This is a genomic window from Flagellimonas sp. 389, from assembly GCF_018449435.1.
GTDB lineage: Bacteria > Bacteroidota > Bacteroidia > Flavobacteriales > Flavobacteriaceae > Flagellimonas.
Map to the genome: position 1 here is coordinate 1 of NZ_JAHCMU010000028.1, position 20947 is coordinate 20947.

The following is a 20947-nucleotide window of genomic DNA, read 5'->3' on the forward strand; positions in this document are numbered from 1 at the left end:
TTTTTTCATGTGACAGTTAAAATTTAAAGTTAGAAAATTCTAATTTTAAGCTGTCCTATTTTTAGGGAAGGCTACAGTACGGACTTTTTCAAACTAACACGAACCGAATTTTCTAATTTTCTTTTTGTATTAGTATGACAAAAAGAAAATTAGAAAATTTAGCGGACTTGCAAATATGCCTTAGTTTCGGTCAATAAATTGATTATGAATTATTCAGATGTATTGTTGTCAACAGTTTTTATTCCACTTTCTCAAATGCATTTACATTCCCTAAAGACATATATTTAATTTTTCCATTTTCGTTTTGTAAAAACCCCATGATCCTTTTTCCATCGTAACTTTTGAACAATAATGGTTCTACTTGATAAAATTTTCTGCCAAAGCCCAAAAGCGTATTGTCATCATTTGCTGTAAGTTCATGAATTGGTTGTTGGTCACTATTTGGACAAGTATAGCAGCTGGACATCCATTTATAATTTCCTGTAAATTTGGAAACATCATTATTCATTCTTTCAGGATTGGGATTGATTACATTTTTAGTGCCAAAATGCTCTAAAATTTGTGATACAACTTTTCCTTTCAAATTTGTGTTCTCGTGATGATGAACGACAAAAATCCCTAAATTAATTTCAGGTACTAATGTTATAAATGAGCTATATCCTAACATATCTCCACCGTGATTATATGCTTTAACTCCGAATTGATTTTTCTCATAAAAACCATACGCAAAACCGTAAACTTCTGGATTTACAGAGAGTTGTTGTGTTTGCATCGACAAAGCTGTTTCTCTGTTCAAAATTTTAGTGTTGTTTAATTGACCGAGATTAAGATGCATTTTTAAATACTTTCCCATATCTGCTGTAGTGCTATTAATTGAGGAAGCAGGAAAAGTATGATACCATTCCCAAGGTTGAGGAACATTGATTCCATTTTCATATTCATAACCTATTGATAAATTGTTGTTTTGATGTTTTGGCAATTCTATACTCGTCATTGACATACCGAGCGGTTGCCAAATGTTCCTTTTCATATAGTCTTCAAGAGATAGTCCACTAATATTTTCTACTAACAATCCTGCAAGTGCAATTCCGAAAGTAGAATAAGCCGAGACAATTCCGGGTTCCCTCAATCGTATCAATTTACCGTTAAGAAAAGTTTCCAATGGTATTTTTTGATCTTGTTTAAAAACTCTTCTACCTGTTAATTCATCAAATCCAGCACTATGTGCCATTAGGTGAGACGCTGTAATAGGTTCGTTATACGTATCTGTAACTTTTACTGATTTCAAATACTGGTTGACATCCTTATGTAAGTCAATCAAGTTTTCATCTTTGAGTTGAAGTAGCGCTGTTACGGTGAAGGTTTTGGTTATTGAGCCAATTCTGAAAATTGTAGAATCAGGATTGACTGGTTTCACATTTCTGCCTAAAGTTGTATATCCGTATCCTTTTTTAAGCAAGGTTTCTCCATCTTTTACAATGATAAAGGAAGCTCCGGGAATATGCTCGGATTCCATTGTCTTTTCAATCAAAGAATCAAGTTTGCTCTCCAAAAACCCAATATCATATTCGTTTTTTTGTGAGAATACAATGGCAGTTATTAGTGTAAATATTATTGAAAGATAAATTTTCATTTTCTTGGTTTTGATAAACAAAAATGAAGATTTAAAATTCGTTTCTATTGTAAAATATTGCACTAAACAGAGAAGAAAGCATTTTGGTATTCCAATGGATTAACTCCAATGAATCGCTTAAAATTTTTATAGAAATGAGAGTTGTCGTAAAACCCACAGTCGATAGCAACATCAAATATTCGATTTCCATTTTTCAACATCTCTTTGCTTTGCTCAACTTTTTTTAGAAGGATGAAGTTATTAGGTGTTAATCCTGTTTCTTGCTTAAACAGTCGTATGAATTTATACTTGTTTATTCCAAATTGTGATGCCGTTTTGCTTAACGAAAAAGTATCAAAAGACGTATTGTTGATAAAACTTTGAAAAAGTTGTTTTGTGCCGTAATTAATTTCCTTGTTATATGAATATTTTGAAATTAACGAGATTAACGTTGATTTTAGTTTCCTTTCAAGCTGAACATCACGTTTGTTGAAGTTGAGTGATAAAAAATAAAGTTCACTAAATATGTTTTGGTCATAGATGATGTTGTCCTTGAAAAACACATCTTGATCGTTGTTTAATTTCTTAATTACGTCTGGCGAGATGTAAAATGTAAAAAATGAATTCCCAATAAGTTTGTCGCAAGGTGTAGCGTGTACCTCTTTAGCATTAGTAATACAAATTGTTCCAACAGGTGCTTTTAAAAATCTATCGGTAAGTTTCGTATTAAAAGTGTTTTTTAAAATTAGTGAAATGTTGAATGTGTCGTGAGCGTGAAATGGGAAATCAAATGTACAAGATTTGGCATTTAACAATTCCAGTCCGTCAAGAACGGGAAGTCGATGGTATTCATTTATATCAGTTTCGTTTTTCAAATTTTTCTATTAGACGTAATGTTGATTCAGATTGCCAACGGTCTCGGTTATGCAAAATGTCCCAACGGGCATTGCGTATAGGAGTTGTTGTACTGTTGTTGTTTTGCTTTTCACAGATCAAAGTCAAAGAAGTAAGCCTTTTCATTCTCTTTGTCGTACCAATAATATTTGAAGTACTTATTTCCGTCTGTCCAACTGTATTTCTTTAAATTCTCGATTCTTTCTTTATCCCACCATGCAAAGTCATGTTGCATACCAAATCCATTATCTGAATTTAGTGGGTCAATGGACAAGTTATGAACTTCCACTATTTTTTTTGAAGTTTTCTCGTTACAGTTAAACGCGAACATATAATCTGCATCAATACCAATTGCATCATCGAAACAGTAGATATTTTTGACATCTGGCGAAATTTCAATTTTTAAAAAATCCTTGAACCTTTTTTTGTTATTCTCAGTGTCGGGTTTGTCATGGTCAAATGATGGATATATTTTGTCAATCACCTTTTGAGTTTGTGCTCTAAGTTCGCTCTTCGTTTTTTCTTTGACTTTCTCTGCCACCTGTTCAGACTTATTTTTGATTCGGTCACAGGAAATCAGTCCTATTGTTAGAATAAATACTGTCGATATGTGAATTAGTTGTTTCATTTATAATGCTGCCGTATCATTCGAGTTGGTGCGCAGCGGAGCATTAACTAATAGTATGTGGGATTTTAAGCACAAACTTTTCGTATGGCATATAACAAAGCCTTATTTTTTGGTTTTAAATTTAACGATAAAAACTCAAGATAAGGCTTTGCGGTCTTCTATTTATGTGACTACTTTTCGGTAAGCACTAACGCCCCTTATTGCCTATGACCATTGTCACCTACTGCCCTTTTACTCTGTTGAAGATTGCAATCATTTCCTCTGCGTAGCCATATCGGCAATGATTTGCCATTCGTTTTCCTTGTTTTGAACCAAGAGAAACGTAACTGACTGTCCACCTTTTTCCGCTTTTAGTTCCGCTCTGACCGTGGCGGAATGTTCCGCAATATCAATACCCTTAAAAACTACCTCGTATTTAGTTCCACCAATGACTTCTTTTGTAATTAGTGCTTTGTAGCCTTCTGCCGGAATTATCGATATTTTATCGGGCGTTGGATATTTGTTGGCAATCACTCGAAAATTTTCATGTAAAATATCGTTGTACATTGCCACATTTCGCTCTTCGCCAGCTTTGACAAAAGCTTCTATCACGCTTTTTATATCTTTTTCCATTTTCATTGAATTGTTTTGTGTTTGGGATTTACAATTTGTTGAGCTGAAGCAAATCATTGTAAGAAGTACCATTGATAACCTTTTCATATTTTTTTGAGTTTAAATTATGAACCAAAATTATCTTTGGATATGAAGAAAATCTGTGACCAAAATCACAATCCAATCGGTTGAAGAATTATCTTTTTGCCCTTATTCGGCTCAATGTTTCTCTTGCCAGACCTAAATAGGATGCCAAATAGGTCAGGGGTATGGTATTTAAGAGATTTGGTCTTTTGTTCTCTAAATATGCGTACCGTTCTTCGGGCTTTAAAGATTGAAGAACATATGATATTTCATTTTGACCGTTCAATAAATGCTCCAAAAGTTTGCGACCCAATCGCTCAAATGAAACAGATTTTTCATAGAGTTCGAGAAGCTCCTTTCTGTTTAAATAGAATAAGGTAGTGTCACTTAGTGCAATAAGATTTTTTGTAGAAGGTGTTTGGGTAGTAAGGCTTTTTAGTTCATTGGCAAATTCGCTTTCCAAAAAGAAATTTTGATACATCTCCTTCCCGTCAATTAGCTCGAAAAGTCCAACCGCCCCTGAAATTAGAAAGTAAATTCCGTGATTGTAATTGCCAGATTTCAAGAGGTATTGTTTTTTAGCAAACTCCTTGTACTTGCAGACATTCAAAAAATCTGAAAATTCCGTATCATTTAGAACATTAAATTTGTCTAATGTTTTGCGAAGTATGATTTCATTTTCTGAGTACAATTCCTTTCCGTTTTGGTTCGCTGTAATACTATTCAATTTCAACTTCAATTTCTGTGATTATCGTCACAATCTGTATGCTTTACACTAAATTTCGATTTTAGCACGATTTTTTTTGATTGTCAGGATTGTAGATAACGTTTCGGCTATGGTTAGTACGGGAATTAAAAGTAATTAATTCCGATTAAGCACTTAGCCAAATCTTTTGGTTTTCTTTTTTTCTTTGTCTCGCTAAAAAGCAACCCCGAAGCGTCGGGGCCAAAGATTTTGCTGACATCATAAAAATACACAAACCATTCGTTTAGGCCCGAAGACCGCATTGTTTATAGGTTTTGTTGTGCTTAGTGCTTTCCGTACAGTTTGTCTATTCGTAGTCCGAATCCGAACGGCCTTTTTCCATTTATTCCGCTTTTCAATTCGTCCGGAATTTCCCAAATATCATGTTTAGTTGGCCAGTCCGTTTTATAACCTTCTTTGGTCGGTATGAACTTAAATCTACTTCTAGCAAAATCATTCGCTTTAAACCTTTTCAGAATACTTTGAAGTAAATTCCAAACATCTTTTTCATATTCATCTATGGTCTGTTCAGTAAAATCAAAATAATAGTCGGGCTCCGCACTCCAGAATATTTTGCACGCTGTTCCTTTATCACATTTAGGACTATCTACAATCCATTGCAAAACAATTGGTCCATCATCCCAGTTGTAGATGTCCGCTAAATAATATTGTTCCGCTGAATTTAGAGATTTAAACTTTTCAAAATCGGGAATTGTTTCTTCTACATTATCAATATCATCATTAAATGAGAATTCGAAAAAGTGTTTTTTAATCAGCAATATTTTATGAGGACGAACTATCATTTAATTTTATAGATTTCATTCTTTTTCAGCATTAAGCACACCCATTGAATAAAGAGACCCCCCTGTTATCCACCTTAAACAGTAGTGAAAATAATACTTTTCTTACGATTTTTTTGCTATTTCCATTATTCTTCGAACTCATGTTTCTGTGCTAATTTATCAGGTTAAAAAGAATTCTATAATAAGTCAAGATGAGGTGGGCATTACATTTTTTCCAATAAAATCCATTACTTTAAAGCCTAAATCACCAATGCCAACAAATACCACTTAAATGCGAAAACCATCCTGGTACTACCTTATCCTTTTAATTTTGGCTGGAGAAGCCGTATTTATTCTTCCCTTTGTACTGCCACGTATTTTTAGACCAACGGTTTTGGATGTCTTTCAATTGGATAATGTACAGTTGGGACTCTGTTTTTCGGTGTACGGTATTGTTGCCTTGCTGTCCTATTTGGTAGGTGGCCCTTTGGCCGATAAATATCCACCAAGAAAACTGATTGCCATAGCCCTTTGGATGACTGCGTTTGGTGGAATTCTGTTTGCTACATATCCCGGCTATGAAGTTTTAAGACTTTTATATGGGTACTGGGGCTTTACCACTATATTCCTTTTTTGGGCTCCCATGATAAAGGCCACTAGAGTTTGGGGCGGTGAAACCTCACAGGGAAGAGCGTTTGGCTTTTTGGATGGAGGTAGAGGGCTTACCGGAGCTTTGTTTGGGCTATTGGGGGTCTTGGTGTTTTCAATGTTTCTAAAAGAAGATGTAAATGCGGCAGATTTATCCGAAAGAAAAGAAGCATTTACCTATGTCCTCTATATTGCTTCGGTCATTATATGTATCATCGGTATTTTGGTTTGGTTGTTTATGAAGTCTGGGGCAAACGAGGAAAAGATTCAGTTGCAACAAATCACGATTAAACAAATTGGAAGTGTTTTAAAAATCCCTTCGGTTTGGTTATTAATGGTCATCATTCTTTGTGCCTATGTAGGTTACAAAATCACGGATGTACTTTCCTTGTATGCACGTGAAGTTATGCTGTATGATGAGGTGAAATCTGCCCAAGTCGGTACCTTTCTACAATTTTTACGCCCCACAACAGGTATATTGGTTGGTTTGTTGGTAGACCGCTTTCGTATTACATTTTGGTTATTGTTAAGCTTTTTGTGCTGTGTTTTGGGCGGAGTTCTTTTTGCGACAGGCATTATAGGTCCTTCAACGACCGTATTGTTCTTTATTTCTGTAATTATCATTGCTGTTGGGGTGTATGCAGCGCGAGCCTTGTACTTCGGTGTAATGCGGGAAGGCAAAATACCACTCGTATTGACAGGTACGGCGGTTGGCCTTATTTCCCTTGTAGGGTACACTCCCGATATTTTTGCAGGTCCGGCCTACGGCTATTTTTTGGATGCATATCCAGGGGAGCAAGGGCATCAATATGTTTTTTGGATGCTTACAGGTTTTTCTTCGGTAGGTGCTATTGCTGCTTTTATATATTATAAAATGTATCGAAAAAAGGACTAATGTTTTAATAAAGATGTAGTTGCTGAATTGTCTTTTTAGTATCTTCCGTGCCCTAATTAAACTACAACTACATGAGAAGTCTAACAGTATGTTTGTTCTTTTTATTCAGCACTCTAATGATTGGTCAGGTCAATCCCAAATGGGCTCGATACCCATCAATTTCGCCTGATGGAAATACCATTGTCTTTACCTACAAGGGAAACCTTTTTCGGGTTCCTTCATCAGGTGGTACGGCAACACAGCTTACTTTTCATGAGGCCCATGATTATAAGGCAACATGGAGCAAGGATGGCAAGCGGATTGCTTTTGCTTCTGACCGATATGGTAATTTTGATGTGTTTGTAATGGACGCTCTTGGAGGAGAAGCTTCCCGATTGACGTTCCACAGTACTGACGAAATACCCTATACCTTTTCGCATGATGATAGTACTGTTTTGTTTGGTGCCGTGCGTCAAGATGCCGTAAAGCACAGGCAATATCCCACTAGTGCCCAGCCAGAACTGTATGAAGTTGCTTCAAGAGTAGGTAAGGTCAATCAGGTATTGACCGTTCCTGCACAAGACGTACAGGTAAATTCAGATGGCAATATTTTGTTGTATCATGATAAAAAAGGATATGAAAATGAATTTAGAAAGCATCATGTTTCAGCAATAACCCGGGATGTTTGGATGTATGACAAGAATGAGGACAAGCATACCATGCTTACGACATTTGGAGGCGAGGACAGAAACCCGGTGCTATCCAAAGACGAAAAAACGGTCTATTATCTAAGTGAAGAAAATGGGAGTTTCAATGTACACAAGTTTAGCATTGAAAATCCTTCACAGAATCAACAATTGACCAATCTTAAAACTCATCCGGTAAGATCATTGTCCTACGGTAATGGAACCATGGCTTTTAGCTACGATGGGGAAATTTATACGCTTACCGATGGAGCTGAACCACAAAAGGTCAATATTATAATTCGAACCCAGAATGGTATAAATACAGACCAATTTATTTCCATTAACTCAGGCGTGCGTGAAATGGCAGTTTCACCAAATGGCAAAGAGATAGCTTTTATTGCCAGGGGAGAGGTGTTCGTTACTGCCGTAGAAGGAGGTCTGACGAAACGGTTGACAAATACCCCAGAGCAAGAACGATTTGTAAAATTTACGGCCGATGGAAATGCCGTTGCCTATTCCAGTGAGCGTGATGGCAAATGGCAAATCTATCAAACCAAAAAAGTCCGCAATGAGGAACCCTATTTTTTTGCTGCAACTTTATTGAAAGAGGAAGTCTTACTTAGTAAAGATGTAGATTGTTATTTGCCGGAATTTTCACCAGATGGCACGTACATGGCCTATATAGAGGACCGAAGAACCTTGAAGGTATTGAACTTAAAGACCAAAGAAGAAAAGACACTTTTGACGCCAAAAGAACTCTATCATTTTAGCGATGGGGACAAATACTTTAAATGGAGCCCTGATAGCAAATGGTTGTTGATTGCTTGGGGCGCTACGTTGAGCAATGGCGAAATTTTATTGATGTCCGCTGATGGTTCTAAAAAAGAAAACCTTACCCAAAGCGGATATTATGATTATAAGCCCAAATGGGTGAACGATGGAAATCAGCTTTTGTGGTTCAGCAATAGGGACGGGCTTAAAAGTTACGCCACCAGCGGTAGAACCCAAGGCGATGCATACAGTATGTTCCTGACCCAAGAAAGTTGGGACAAATTCAATATGAGCAAAGAAGATTATGACTTGATGAAGTTGTTGGAAGATAAAAAGGATGATAAAAAAGACGAAGACACCTCCGATTCAAAAAAGAAAAAAGGAAAGAAGGATGACAAAAAAGAAAAGGAGCCAGTAAAACCGATACAGTTTGATTGGGAAGATATGACCGAGCGTAAAACACGTTTGACCATCCATTCCTCAAACCTGGCAGATGCAGTTTTATCTAAAGATGGAGAGAAATTGTACTATTTGGCCCGATTTGAAAAAAACCTGAATCTATGGGAAACGGAACTTCGCACCAAGAAAACCAAAATGTTGATTTCCCTGAATGCCAAACGAGCTAGTCTGGAATGGGACAAAGAACGGGAAAATCTGTTTTTATTGAGCGATGGTAAAATCATGAAGGTCGATGTAAAAGCAGGAAAGACAGAAGCCGTAAAAATGAAATCCGAAATGCAGTTGGATACCAATGCCGAGCGTCAACATATGTTCGAGCATGTTTGGCTACGTACCAATGCAATTTTCTACCACTCCAATTTTCATGGAAAGGATTGGGAAATGCTTCGTAAGGAATACGAAAAATACATTCCACATTTGGGCAATTCCTATGAATTTGCTGAACTGGTTTCTGAACTTTTAGGCGAATTGAACGTAAGCCATGCCGGAGGTCGATACAACGGAAACATTCCCAATGGTGATGCTACTGCAAGTTTGGGAATATTTATGGACTATGACCATGAGGGTGATGGTATAAAGATTGCGGAAGTCATAAAGGGAGGTCCGCTTGATAAATCAGCCTTTTCGATTGCGCCAGGTACCATTATCGAAAAAATTAATGGAGAGACCATTTTAGCGGATAGCGATGTTGCCAAATACCTCAATCGATTGGCAGACCAGTTTACGTTACTGGATATCGTTGAACCAGTTACGGGAAAAAGAAAGCAAATCACGGTAAAACCTATCACACGCTCACAAGAAAATCGTCTATTGTACAAAAGATGGGTAAAACAAAACGAAAAAGAAGTAGAGGAGAAAAGTAATGGAAAATTGGGCTATGTGCATATTCCTGGCATGAGCGATGGTCCCTATCGCAATATCTACGAATACATGCTGGGCAAGTTTTTTTACAAAGAAGCGGTTATTGTGGATACCCGTTTTAATGGTGGTGGTGATTTGGTTGCGGATTTGGCGATGTTCTTTACGGGAGAACCTTTTATTACCTATGAAACGGAGGATAGACAGGTAGGAGGGGAGCCAACTTCAAGATGGACAAAGCCTACACTTGCTATTTTCAATGAATCCATGTATAGTGATGGACACTGCTTTGCAAGTGGTTATACCGACTTAAAGATTGGAAAAACGGTAGGAATGCCCGTACCGGGAACGTGCAGTTTTGCAGGTTGGGAACGCTTGCCCGATGGCGGAAGATGGGGTGTGGTACCCGTAAGTGCAAAGAACAAAGCAGGGGAGTGGATGGAAAACAACCAGACCGAGCCGATGATCAAGGTAAAGAATATGCCAGATGTCATCGATAAAGGGATTGACCAACAATTGGAACGTTCCATCGAAGAATTGTTGAAAGAAGTAAACTGAATCTAACGAAAGTTCAGTTTCAATCCCTTTTCGCAAAGTGAAATAATCTCTGCTATCCTTTTTTGGCGTGTTTCTTCACGTTTGGCATTGTTCAGCCAATAAAGATAGCTTTTGCGTTGTCCACGGGTAAACCCTTGAAAGTTTTCCCATGAGACCTTGTTCTTGTCAAAGGCGTTTTGCAAATCGTCGGGTATAACTCCGTTCTCAACATCATCCAAAGCGGTCCAAGAACCATTTTCTTTGGCAATCGCAATTGATTTTAAGCCACTTTTGTGCATTAGTTTAGCTTTGGTCAATCCCTTGATATGGTCTTTGTTGACCTTGCTCCAAACACTTTTTGGTTTTCGGGGGCAGAAGTATTGGCGCCTTTTGCCATCGCCCAAACTTTTTACGGTACTGTCTATCCAACCGTAACATAGTGCAACACGCACCGCTTCCTCCCATCGCATGCTGGGTTTGGGATGGTCCACCTTATAAAAGATAAGGTAAATACCTTCTTTATTGGGATGGTTTTCATGCAACCAATCCCGCCATTCCAAATCATTTTTAAAATAATATTCCTTAATGTCCATGTAGTGATTTAAAATAGTCAAATGCCCTTAGTAATCGTGAGCCGTACCAAGAGAAAAATTCTCCGTTGACCAACTTTACCGGAATGCCAAGTTGTTGTTCCAATTCCAGTTTATGTTCTTCTTTAAAGGGAAAAGGTTCTGAGGATAGCAGAATATAATCCAAAGCCTTATTTTTTAAGGTATCGAGTTCTATGACGGGATATCTGTCCTGTTCTGCAAAGGCATTGCTATATCCGTTAAGTGCCAACATATGGTCAATAAAAGTGCCTTTGCCAACTACCATCCAGGGATTTTGCCAAATAAAATAGGCTACCCTGTATTTTGATGCTGTTGAAATAGTGGATTCGAATTCCAATTTTTCAGCTAAAATATGCGTGCATAGCTCAGAAGCTTTTTCCGTATAATCGAACAGTTGCCCGTATTGGCGAATCATTTCCAAAGCTTCGGTCAAATAACCCACATCCGTAACATGTACGGGATATTCTTTTTCCAAGGCCTCCACGATTTCTTTACTATTCTCCTCTTTATTGCAAAGAATAATATCCGGTTTTAGGCTTTTGATTTTATCATAGTTGATGTTCTTGGTACCACCGACTACCGTCTTGGTTTTTCGAAGATAATCTGGATAGATACAAAATTTGGTAATACCGACCAATGATTCTTCTAACCCCAAATCAACCAATGTTTCTGTTTGGGAAGGGTTAAGGCAAACGATTCGCGACGCAGGTTTTGTTATATTCACCAAGCGCCCCATTTGGTCCGTTATTTCAAAGCTTCCCATAGCAAAACGATACTGATTACGTTGATTGTTATAATGGATTAAACGAGAAAACTTATAACCTTTCCGCTAAAATAGCAATCATGGTTTTGATGCCTTCCCTATAATTGCCCAACCTCAAATTTTCATTGGGGCTATGCTGATTGTTGTCACGGTTCACCGTAGGTACCGTCACCGCCGGAATACCCAACGTATTCACAAATGGTGAAATGGGAATGGAGCCCCCGCTCATGCGTATGCGAATGGGGTCTTCATCAAAAGCATTTTTGAGGGCCCGGGTCAGCCATAGCCCTACTTCGGAATCAAAATCGGTTCTAAAGGACTGGTATGAAACTTCGTGGGTCATCGTAGCGATTTTAGGATGCCGTAACCGTTCTTCCTTGGTCGGTTCCCTATCCAATACGTGGTATCCTTGTTTGGCTATATGTTTTTTGATTAAATCAATAAGACGGTTTGGGTCAGATTCCAAAACCAAACGCACATCGATTTCCGCTCTGGCCCATCCCGGAACAATGGTGCGCACTTTTTCATTGATCCAACCGGATTGCATGCCCCTAATGTTCAACGAAGGATATTGAATCGCTTCTTGATAATACCTGCCCACCTTATCGGTTTCGGCAATCTGAAGGCGCTCTTTTATCTGTGCTTCGTTATCGGGAACGGCCTTTAAGATGTTTTCGGTAGCCTGGTCGATGTCGATACCGTTATAAAAACCAGGAATGATAACCCGACCTTCATCATCTTTCATGGAAGCCAACAATTTAGAAAGTCGCAAGGCAGGATTTGGTGCATAATTCCCAAAATGTCCACTATGTTGTGGCACTACGGGGCCATAAGTCGTTAATTGTATCGTGGAAATCCCTCTGGCACCAAAGGTTAATGTAGGTTTGTTGGTAATGTGTCGGGGACCATCGAAGATAATGAGCATATCCGCTTTTAAAAGCTCGCTGTTATCCGTTACGGCTTTTGGAAGATGTGGTGAGCCCAGTTCCTCTTCAAAATCCATAATCACCTTAATGTTGTAGTTTGGATTGATTTTCAACGCTTTTGCTGCATCCAAAGCGGCAAGAAACATGGCGACCGGTCCTTTTGCATCGCTTGCGGCCCTTGCGAAAACACGCCAATCATCTTCATAGTTCTTGATGGTACTCCATGGAATTTCCTCCCATTCCCCGTTATCGTCCTTTTTTTTAAGCGCAGGTTTGTATGGACTTTCTTGAAACCAGCGGGTCGAGTCTACAGGTTGCCCATCGATTTGCAGATAAATGAGTACCGTTTTTTTGGCTTTTTTATGTTTTCGTTCGGCCAGTAACAACGGAACAGTTGCTGTTGGAATTCGGGTTGTGCTAAAATCTCTGGCACTAAAGGCATTTTCGCACCATTGCACATTTTTTTCGATATCTTCTGGATAAAAGGCATCGTTTGGAATGCTGAGCAATTCTTTTAAAGTTTCAAAAGAGCTTAACGTATACGCTTGAGCTGTACTATTTAAATTCTCTTGGCTTAGTTTCTGTGTAAAACCCGTTTTTGGAATTAATAATGTAAAGGCAGAAAAACATACTAAAATTGATGTAGAAAACTTCATGGGTTGGCATATTAAGTTGTTGCCTAAATTTAAGGATAGTAGGTTGATTTTACGAATTCTTACTTAGCATAAGTGCCGATGACCTTTTTTAAGCTGGCCTTTTCTATTGTTTTCTTACGCTTGCTTGCTACCAGTTGTATCTGTACTGAGCTTACCGAGGTAAACTAGCGGGAGCGAGGAGGAAGGAACGAAAGTAATTTACTATCCTTGTTGCTTAAGTAAGATGATAACATCCTTTAGAACGGAAACCACATTTTGTATCTCTCGGCGATCAAAAACACCTTCTTCCAAATAAAAAAGCATCTCAATACATGAATTAAGAATTATGGATAACTCTTCAGGTGAACCATAAGAATCCGTCATGTATTCAGAAAGTCTGTTCACTTTTATGTGATGGTCCTGCATGACACAAAAATAAATAAAATGTTTATAAATGTGGTAATTTATATGATGTAACATGAATATTTTTAAAATCTCAGCTTTGTTATCGTTAAAAGAATCTGATGGCAAAGCAAGAAGACGATACAAAAAGAGAATTGGACCTTAGAATTATGGCAATTGCCAAAAAGTTGGAAACCCTAAGAATAGAAAAGGGCTATTCAAGCTATGAAAATTTTGCCATTGAATTTGGTATATCCCGCATGCAGTACTGGCGTATGGAAAAGGGTACTAATTTTACTTTTTCCAGTTTCCTAAAGATATTGGATGCCCATGAGATGACACTTAACGAATTCTTTAAAGATATTTCCCTAAATCCATAAGATTAAAAAACCACGATAAAACTGCAGTGGTTCATCCTATGCTCACTCTTTCTCCGCTACCGCCATTATGCAACTGGTGGCTACAATAGTATCCAATTTGAAATTTACCAAAAAACTGAAATTATCAATCTCAACTTGCGATTTAAAAATACTAAAGTCATCGTACCCGAATATAGGTTTACTTACTCGGCACGCCACTAGTCAAAGACTAGCGGGAGCGGGGAGCGGGGGCCTTTATCACCAAAAAGAAGGTGCAAAAGCTGGCGGGATAGAACAAAAAACCACCCCAAAGGGTGGCTCTTATTTAGTTAATACTATTCTGGACAAAAGAATCTAAAATGTTCTTTATAATCTTATCTTCTTTGCCTCTGTCATTTATTTCACAATTGTAACTTGCAAGCACTAAAGAGTTTCCTCTCCGAAAAAACCAGTATTGCCAAGCTATTTCACCGTCCCTAAATTTTGAGTAGGCAAAACCATCTATCATTTCTATCTTAAAAGAGTCATAATCCTGTAAAAAATCCTCCAGCTCAACTCTTAAGTCTATTTGAACTTCATTTCCAACATAATAAATAGAGAACTGTAATGCCCCAAAGCCATTTTCAGCGTCATAAACAGATATTACATTATCTTCTTTTTCCCGAGTCCAATTGTCAGGGTAAAGGAATACAAATCCGAACTTATCGTCAGTATAACTTTTCATTAATTACTACCTTTTTTATAGTCATCAGGGTTATAATAAATAACTTTTCCTTTCTGTCCTGTCGCTCTCTCATATTGTGGCAGTTGCTTTTTACCCTTTGCTTTCCCTGTACTTGTGTTAGGCTTTATCTCAACTGGAGCACCACCAGGGGTAACTAAATCCCCCCGCTACCGCCAGTTTGCAACTGGTGGCTACAACAGTATATAATTTGGAATTGACCTAAAAAAACTGATAGTATCAATCTCGACTAACATCTTAAAATACAAAAGCCGTAGCAAGGCAGTCTACCCAAATATAGGTTTTCTTACTCAGTACGCCACTAGTCACAGACTAGCGGGAGCGGGGGGGTATGGAAAAAGGTACTAATTTTACCTTTGCCAGTTTCCTAAAGATATTGGATGCCCATGAGATGACACTTAACGAATTCTTTAAAGATATTTCCCTAAATCCATAAGATTAAAAAACCACGATAAAACTGCAGTGGTTCATCCTATGCTCACTCTTTCTCCGCTACCGCCATTATGCAACTGGTGGCTACAATAGTATCCAATTTGAAATTTACCAAAAAACTGAAATTATCAATCTCAACTTGCGATTTAAAAATACTAAAGTCATCGTACCCGAATATAGGTTTACTTACTCGGCACGCCACTAGTCACAGACTAGCGGGAGCGGGGGTTAAAGTACATTTTCAAAATAATCAAGCAGATTGATTCAGCATAAAGCTATATGCTATTTCGCTAAAAAGTTGTTCATAGTTCAAAATAGCCTTTTTCCCTATAAAAAATGATAAGGCATATATTTCACCTCTTACCATTACCAAATACTGTTCGACATTAATATCCCCGCTCTTTTGAATAGTTCGAGCATCCATTCCTTTCTGCTTTCTCTTGGATTGTCCTTAATGGCCTCTATAACTTTTTTGGAGGTATGTTTCTTAAAATCCCGAAGCAGGCTGCTAGGATTCCCAAGACTTGAACGGAAAATAAAATGTACATGGCTCGGCATAAAACAACAGGCAAAAAGTTCCATTCCCTTTTCTGCCCTACAAAATGTTATACTGTTCGCTAAAACGTTGAAGTACTCCTGTCGTGTAAATACATCAATCCAATGGACCGTAGCAAAGGAAACAAAGTATACACCGCTCGGATTGTAAAACTTATAGTTTCTGCTCATACTACAATAATACTCTATTGACCTTATTCAAAGGTTGCAGAGTTGATGTATGCCCGTTTTCAATGAACGGAACGCCAATTTCTCTGAAAAAATGGCATTTGCCTGTCGTTTTCTTACTCTTATCCGCCACTAGTCACAGACTAGCGGGAGCGGGGGTGGTTTCTTATTAAATGCTTTTAACAAATAACCCTATATCATCTTCCAAAGTATTGAAAAATTTAGGTTCATTCTCCAAAGTGATGTAAATATAAAAGTCATCCCCCGCTTGGATTGTTACATACTTATTTGTTAGATAACACCATACATTATTCCTTAGCACCAATTTTAATAAAATAAGCGCATCATCTAAATTCAGTACTTTGCCCTCCTTCAACGATTCATAAATTTCATCACTTCTATTATCGTAAGGGATATTCTCCGCCTTATCTAAATAATCATCAAATTTTTCTAGGCCAACTACCTTCAAATAAGAACTTTCTGTTTCATCAAGAACCTTTTTGACGATAGCAATATACTTTGCTTCCATATCCAAGTAATCATCAACAGTTAATAACTTACCATCAAAAATCTTGTCAATGTCGCTTACAGAAGTCCAGTCGTCCTTTATATACTTACCATCTTCTGTTTTGAATACTGGGTTATACTTAGAGATTTGGAATTTTTTCATTAGTCTCCTATTTTTTGGAAAAGTCCATCAAATGTACCTAATCTGTTTTTTTTACTTCCCAAGTCTTTTAAACTTTTGGCTGCCTTCCACACTCCTCCATTATGCCCATCCACATCGGGGCAACCTTACTTCGCCGACCATCGACGTGGCCAAGAAGATTGCCGATGCATTGGAAGTTTCCACGGATTCGCTAATCTACGGTTCGGACGAGCAGATTATAAACAACAAACTGAACGACGAGGAACTCTTACAATTGTTCAACAAGGTTCAGCAATTGAGTGATGAGGATGTCACCAGCGTAAAGGCCATGCTAAAGGCCTTCGTATTCCAAAAGGACATCCAAAAACAGCTGGCATAAAAAAACCACGATATTGCTACCGTGGCTTTCTGTAAAAATTATGTCATATCAAGAAATATCAATTCTCAAAGTCTTTAAGAGTGTCTGTATTTTTCGATAGTTGCTTTCCAAAGTCTCTATTTCCTGATTTTGCCAATTCTTCTTTGCAACCCACCTTAGTAAGCCATTTATTTCACTTAAATAAGCATTTAAAAAATCATTCATCGGAACCTCGGATGTTTTGACAACTGTTTCATCACCGGATAAAAAAGTTAGATTCAACATCCCTTCTTTGATATGGCCTACCTTAACGTTAAATGGCCCGTCCATAAATGAAAAGTCATCTTGGATGCTTTCATTTCTGAGTAGTCTAATTATGGTATCGCACCACCAATTTAAGATTACAACCAAAAAATCGTTCCAATCTTTGCTTGGAAAATAAAAGCTCGGGTAGTCTTTGAAATAAATTTCCCCAAAGATTTTATCTCCATCTTTCGTTATAGATGTGGTGTCTATTTTTATTCTCATAATTATTTCAAAGGATATGCGGTCTCAATGGTTTTTGTCGTTTTATTCACCCATATTTCAATTACTGTACCATCTTTAGCTTGACCAACTACTTTGATTCTATCTCCTTGCGTTTTTACCCTCTTTCCGTTACCGTAAGCTGTTTTAATCATGTTTTCAATTTGTTTAGGGCTTAAATTAGAAGCAAAAAGTGTTTTTATAGACGATGCTCTAGCACCACCTGCCACATGACCACTTAAAATATGCTTCATGTTTATCGTTAAGCTCTTTAACCCAGGTAAACCAATAGATTTTACTTGATTTAGCCTTGTAATTAATAACGATAGACCTTTCAAACCACTACCTACACCACCAATATAATCCAAAGGAGAGCTATAACTAGGAGGGGGTATTTCATAAGAAACAATAGACAATGGTGTTGCTTCAACCCTTGCTTCCTCCGCTCTTCCTTGAGATGTTTTACCTGTCTCTAAAGTAGCTAATTGATTTAAGATTTCGGCTCTCTTGTTAATCTCTGCCCAATAGGCTTCATTGGCTTTAGTCTCCTTACTTTTTTCCGTAACAACGGCTTCGTCCAGTATCGTTATGTGATTTTCTTCGCTATCCACATAATCATCATATAAATCTCCGGCATCGGTAGGGCAGGCAATCTGATTCCCGTTCGCATCATAACAATAACCGCCATCAGGGTCGAAGGAAACAATAGGATTATTGCCCATGGCAACATAAGGCGAATGAAATTGTTCGTATGGGTCGGTCGTAACGAACCGCCCGATGGTAGGGTCGTAGTGTCTTAGCTCGAACTCGTACATATTGTATCCGAGACTGTTATTGAGTTCTTGGCCTTGGTACTTGAACTTCTTGGCAAGGGAACTGCCCAACGGACTGACGTTTCCATTGTAGCCAGAATGTTTCATTCCAAAGGGATAATAATTGTTCTCCTCGATTATCTCGTTGGCAGGGTCTATACTCCCGTTGTTATCGGCATCTTGGTATGACAGTCGCACGTTCCCTAAATGGTCGGTATAATTATAGACATAGTCATACCCACCACTGCCATTAGGCGATACATAGCCCTCTGGATGGCTGAAGAACTGCAAGTTATCATTCTCGTACACATAGTTGCCCGCATATTCGGTGTAGGTACCATTGCTTGCGGTCTTTTCCAGTTTCATCCCTGCGGCATCATAAACATAGTTTATAACGCCACCACTGTTGAAGCTTACGCTGACCGGCAGGTTCAGGTGGTTATAGGTTATTCCCGTAATTCCTTTATTGGCATCGGATGTTAGGTGAGGAAGAACAAGGGGCTGAGCCAAGAAGATCTGGCCAGCCAATTGGGAACCAAAGGCCCCGCCATTGGCAGGTACGAACGGGACGGGATGAAGCCCAGTATCGATGTCGCCGCAAAGATTGCCAGTATTCTCGATGTCTCCCTCGATTGGTTGGTGGGCCATACCGATATGGAACTGGACAGCAGAATGCTCGAACGCATTCAGGAAGTTACCCAGATGAAGGACAAGGACAGGGAGCATGTCTTCGCAATGCTCGACGCTTTTATAAAACAGACCAAGTTGCAGAACGTGTTGCAATAAAAAACCACCCCGAAGGGTGGTTTAAGCATTAATCAATCCATTGGCTTTTCGACTTGCCCAAAAATTCAAAGTTTCCGTTTCGGATTTTATACTTGTAAATAGGGGGGATTTCAGCATCATGGGATTTACCTTCATCGGTTACATATCTTTCTGGGTATTCTTTGACCAAAGACGCATTGTTATAAAGGCCATTGCCCACACCGCCTGAATCGAATATGAATATTGGCAAGTCCGCACTTTTGACCATACCTATATATTCGGGCTTTTCTTTCGGGGTCTCACTTTCAGCAAAAGCATAATCAGGAAAAAGTTCCATTAAAAAAGGTTGTCTGCAAAGTGCTAAAAGAGTGTCAGAACCTACCTTAAAAAAACTTACATAATAGGATTGGTGTACGTTTTTGGGTGTTTCTTCAACTTTTTTAATAGGGTAATCATTTACGATTTCCTTGATTAAATCCGCCAATTCGCTATCTATTGAACCATAGCTGACAGGATTTTGTTTCTTCGCTATTGCCACTTCTTCCTTGTCTGCCTGACGTTCTTCCAAACTAGGACTTTCTTTGTTTTCTTTATTATCCTTGCATCCCGATAAGACAACGAGAAAGGATAACAACAAGATTAAATTTTTCATACTTACTGTGAGTTTAAAGTTCCAAAAAAGAACCTTCTATAGTCCCCTCCTGTATTTCTAATATACGATGTATTTCCATTCGTGTTGTTTATATTATATATGTTATTGGAGTTAGGGAAATAAACGTATTTCAACCCTGCGGCTTGACCATTCCTTCTAATCTGTCCCAACGTCTGGCTTCGGTCGCCAAACATAGAGCCTATTTCTTCGGCATTTGTAGATGGGATATTTGGATGCGAATGGATTCCAGCAACTAATTGCGATTGGTCGAATCTGCTTCCGCCAGGCGATAATGTTCGGTTTCCATATGAACCAACATTAAATTGGGTTTCTCCATCAATGTTTAATCTGTACAACGACCATTCCACATTTGAATTATTAGCTGCAAAATTGAAAACCTTAAACAAATCCGATTGGCTACCTTCTCCTCTTGTCGCATCTCTCAAGTTTTTCTCGCCATGATAAGAGTCCTGAGAAGTCTCCTTGACTTCGGCCAGCTCTGGCAATACAGACCTATCTCTTATTTTACCCGAAGAATCCCTATTGTTTACCTTACCATCTCCGTTGGTGTCGTTCTTAACAACTTCTCCATTTTCATTCTTGACCAATTCCCCATTCTCATCCGATGTTACGGAATAAAGTCTGTCAAATTTATCATCCGTTTCCTCTATCAAGGTTACGTTACCGTTTTGGTCAATACCATAATCGTCAAGAAGCCCTGAGGGGTCAACCCTAACAATCGGGTTGTTCTGTACGAAGTTGTATGGCGTTAACCAGTTTCTTTGTTCGGCCATCGGGTCGATGGAACTGAACCTGCCTATTGCGGGGTCGTAGTTCCTGAACTCCATTTCGTATAGGTCGATATCCAAGGCCTCCTCGAACTCCACGCCTTGGAATTTCCACTTCTTGGCAATCGAATTACCAAGGGAAGAAATCACCTCGTTATACCCCTTGTGCTTCATTCCCATGGGATAGTAGTTGTTCTCTTCGACTATCTCGTTTGCAGGGTCAATACTGCCGTTCCCGTCCGCATCGGTGTAAGAAAGGCGGATATTCCCCAAGTGGTCAGAATAATTGTAAACGTATTGGTATGATCCATTGTCGACCGAAACATAGCCTTCGGGGTGTGGGAAGAACTGAAGAACATCGTTATTGTAAACGTACCCGCCTGCGTAATCGACTTCCAGACCCGTGCTTGTAGTCTTCTTCAACTTGGTACCGTCCGCGGCATAAACATAGTCGATCGTACCGCTGTTGGTGCCTCCAACCGTTATCTTGGTCGGTTGGTTTATATAGTTGTATTCTATACTGGTAATGTTCTTATTGGCATCGGATGTTAGGTTGCCATTTTGGTCATACTCTACGTAAAAAAGCGGGTTTCGGCCACTTTTTTTGGTACATCGGAGCGGTAAAAATGTAAAAGA

23 protein-coding genes are annotated in these 20947 nt (G+C 38.6%); 5 read left to right on the plus strand and 18 right to left on the minus strand.

Features of this window, described 5'->3' with window-relative positions; translation table 11 throughout:
* Positions 1 to 238 precede the first annotated feature (238 nt).
* The 6 genes from KIM67_RS18230 to KIM67_RS18255 form a co-directional block, all read right to left on the minus strand.
* The gene (locus KIM67_RS18230) at positions 239 to 1633 is read right to left on the minus strand and encodes a serine hydrolase (RefSeq protein WP_213832991.1); all 1395 of its coding nucleotides are present in this window, start codon (positions 1631 to 1633) and stop codon (positions 239 to 241) included.
* A gap of 62 nt (positions 1634 to 1695) precedes the next feature.
* A complete protein-coding gene (locus tag KIM67_RS18235) occupies positions 1696 to 2487 on the minus strand; it encodes an AraC family transcriptional regulator (RefSeq protein WP_250149324.1) in 792 nt (263 codons plus the stop codon).
* A gap of 110 nt (positions 2488 to 2597) precedes the next feature.
* Complete coding sequence (locus tag KIM67_RS18240; RefSeq protein ID WP_250149325.1) at positions 2598 to 3134, minus strand: hypothetical protein; 537 nt, start codon at positions 3132 to 3134, stop codon at positions 2598 to 2600.
* Positions 3135 to 3386: 252 nt separating this feature from the next.
* The gene (locus KIM67_RS18245; protein ID WP_213832992.1) at positions 3387 to 3746 is read right to left on the minus strand and encodes a nuclear transport factor 2 family protein; all 360 of its coding nucleotides are present in this window, start codon (positions 3744 to 3746) and stop codon (positions 3387 to 3389) included.
* Between the two features lie 175 nt (positions 3747 to 3921).
* Positions 3922 to 4548 (minus strand): Crp/Fnr family transcriptional regulator, encoded by a 627-nt coding sequence (locus KIM67_RS18250; RefSeq protein WP_213832993.1) that lies wholly within the window; start codon positions 4546 to 4548, stop codon positions 3922 to 3924.
* Between the two features lie 290 nt (positions 4549 to 4838).
* Entirely contained in the window at positions 4839 to 5357 is a 519-nt protein-coding gene (locus KIM67_RS18255; protein ID WP_213832994.1) for a DUF4274 domain-containing protein, read from the minus strand.
* A gap of 271 nt (positions 5358 to 5628) precedes the next feature.
* On the opposite strand from KIM67_RS18255, the gene KIM67_RS18260 reads away from it, so the two are divergent.
* Both KIM67_RS18260 and KIM67_RS18265 read left to right on the plus strand, forming a co-directional pair.
* Positions 5629 to 6879: a nitrate/nitrite transporter gene (locus KIM67_RS18260; protein WP_213832995.1), complete on the plus strand. Its 1251-nt coding sequence runs from the start codon at positions 5629 to 5631 to the stop codon at positions 6877 to 6879.
* Positions 6880 to 6950: 71 nt separating this feature from the next.
* Positions 6951 to 10190 carry a S41 family peptidase gene (locus tag KIM67_RS18265; protein WP_213832996.1) on the plus strand — a complete coding sequence of 1080 codons (3240 nt, stop codon included), beginning with the start codon at positions 6951 to 6953 and terminating at the stop codon, positions 10188 to 10190.
* A 2-nt stretch (positions 10191 to 10192) separates the two neighbouring features.
* Here KIM67_RS18265 and KIM67_RS18270 read toward each other — a convergent pair whose 3' ends face one another.
* The 4 genes from KIM67_RS18270 to KIM67_RS18285 all read right to left on the minus strand — a co-directional run bounded on the left by KIM67_RS18270 (position 10193) and on the right by KIM67_RS18285 (position 13530).
* On the minus strand, positions 10193 to 10762 hold the full coding sequence (locus tag KIM67_RS18270; protein ID WP_213832997.1) for a YdeI family protein: 570 nt from the start codon (positions 10760 to 10762) through the stop codon (positions 10193 to 10195).
* Positions 10752 to 11543 (minus strand): ABC transporter substrate-binding protein, encoded by a 792-nt coding sequence (locus tag KIM67_RS18275; protein ID WP_213832998.1) that lies wholly within the window; start codon positions 11541 to 11543, stop codon positions 10752 to 10754. The genes KIM67_RS18270 and KIM67_RS18275 overlap by 11 nt, the downstream gene beginning before the upstream one ends.
* A gap of 52 nt (positions 11544 to 11595) precedes the next feature.
* The gene (locus tag KIM67_RS18280; RefSeq protein WP_213832999.1) at positions 11596 to 13125 is read right to left on the minus strand and encodes a M20/M25/M40 family metallo-hydrolase; all 1530 of its coding nucleotides are present in this window, start codon (positions 13123 to 13125) and stop codon (positions 11596 to 11598) included.
* 201 nt (positions 13126 to 13326) lie between these two features.
* Positions 13327 to 13530, minus strand: a complete 204-nt coding sequence (locus KIM67_RS18285; protein WP_213833012.1) for a hypothetical protein — start codon at positions 13528 to 13530, stop codon at positions 13327 to 13329.
* A gap of 98 nt (positions 13531 to 13628) precedes the next feature.
* Between KIM67_RS18285 and KIM67_RS18290 the strand changes: the two genes are divergently transcribed.
* On the plus strand, positions 13629 to 13886 hold the full coding sequence (locus tag KIM67_RS18290) for a helix-turn-helix domain-containing protein (protein WP_213833000.1): 258 nt from the start codon (positions 13629 to 13631) through the stop codon (positions 13884 to 13886).
* A 304-nt stretch (positions 13887 to 14190) separates the two neighbouring features.
* On the opposite strand, the gene KIM67_RS18295 is transcribed toward KIM67_RS18290, so the two are convergent.
* The 4 genes from KIM67_RS18295 to KIM67_RS18825 all read right to left on the minus strand — a co-directional run bounded on the left by KIM67_RS18295 (position 14191) and on the right by KIM67_RS18825 (position 16545).
* The gene (locus KIM67_RS18295) at positions 14191 to 14589 is read right to left on the minus strand and encodes a hypothetical protein (RefSeq protein WP_213833001.1); all 399 of its coding nucleotides are present in this window, start codon (positions 14587 to 14589) and stop codon (positions 14191 to 14193) included.
* 816 nt (positions 14590 to 15405) lie between these two features.
* The gene (locus KIM67_RS18300; RefSeq protein WP_213833002.1) at positions 15406 to 15765 is read right to left on the minus strand and encodes a transposase; all 360 of its coding nucleotides are present in this window, start codon (positions 15763 to 15765) and stop codon (positions 15406 to 15408) included.
* Between the two features lie 166 nt (positions 15766 to 15931).
* Positions 15932 to 16432, minus strand: a complete 501-nt coding sequence (locus tag KIM67_RS18305) for a hypothetical protein (protein ID WP_213833003.1) — start codon at positions 16430 to 16432, stop codon at positions 15932 to 15934.
* Complete coding sequence (locus KIM67_RS18825) at positions 16432 to 16545, minus strand: toxin C-terminal domain-containing protein (protein ID WP_213833004.1); 114 nt, start codon at positions 16543 to 16545, stop codon at positions 16432 to 16434. The genes KIM67_RS18305 and KIM67_RS18825 overlap by 1 nt, the downstream gene beginning before the upstream one ends.
* Before the next feature lie 32 nt (positions 16546 to 16577).
* On the opposite strand from KIM67_RS18825, the gene KIM67_RS18315 reads away from it, so the two are divergent.
* On the plus strand, positions 16578 to 16790 hold the full coding sequence (locus tag KIM67_RS18315; protein WP_213833005.1) for a hypothetical protein: 213 nt from the start codon (positions 16578 to 16580) through the stop codon (positions 16788 to 16790).
* 48 nt (positions 16791 to 16838) lie between these two features.
* On the opposite strand, the gene KIM67_RS18320 is transcribed toward KIM67_RS18315, so the two are convergent.
* Both KIM67_RS18320 and KIM67_RS18325 read right to left on the minus strand, forming a co-directional pair.
* On the minus strand, positions 16839 to 17297 hold the full coding sequence (locus KIM67_RS18320; protein ID WP_213833006.1) for a hypothetical protein: 459 nt from the start codon (positions 17295 to 17297) through the stop codon (positions 16839 to 16841).
* Positions 17298 to 17299: 2 nt separating this feature from the next.
* The gene (locus KIM67_RS18325) at positions 17300 to 18754 is read right to left on the minus strand and encodes an RHS repeat-associated core domain-containing protein (protein ID WP_250149327.1); all 1455 of its coding nucleotides are present in this window, start codon (positions 18752 to 18754) and stop codon (positions 17300 to 17302) included.
* Here KIM67_RS18325 and KIM67_RS18330 point away from each other — a divergent pair.
* Positions 18635 to 18892: a helix-turn-helix domain-containing protein gene (locus tag KIM67_RS18330; RefSeq protein ID WP_250149328.1), complete on the plus strand. Its 258-nt coding sequence runs from the start codon at positions 18635 to 18637 to the stop codon at positions 18890 to 18892. The genes KIM67_RS18325 and KIM67_RS18330 overlap by 120 nt on opposite strands.
* Positions 18893 to 18920: 28 nt before the next feature.
* Here KIM67_RS18330 and KIM67_RS18335 read toward each other — a convergent pair whose 3' ends face one another.
* Together KIM67_RS18335 and KIM67_RS18340 are read right to left on the minus strand one after the other, a co-directional pair.
* The gene (locus tag KIM67_RS18335; RefSeq protein ID WP_213833008.1) at positions 18921 to 19523 is read right to left on the minus strand and encodes a hypothetical protein; all 603 of its coding nucleotides are present in this window, start codon (positions 19521 to 19523) and stop codon (positions 18921 to 18923) included.
* Positions 19524 to 19525: 2 nt separating this feature from the next.
* A partial coding sequence (locus tag KIM67_RS18340) for an RHS repeat-associated core domain-containing protein (RefSeq protein WP_298869721.1) occupies positions 19526 to 20947 on the minus strand: 1422 nt, incomplete at its 5' end.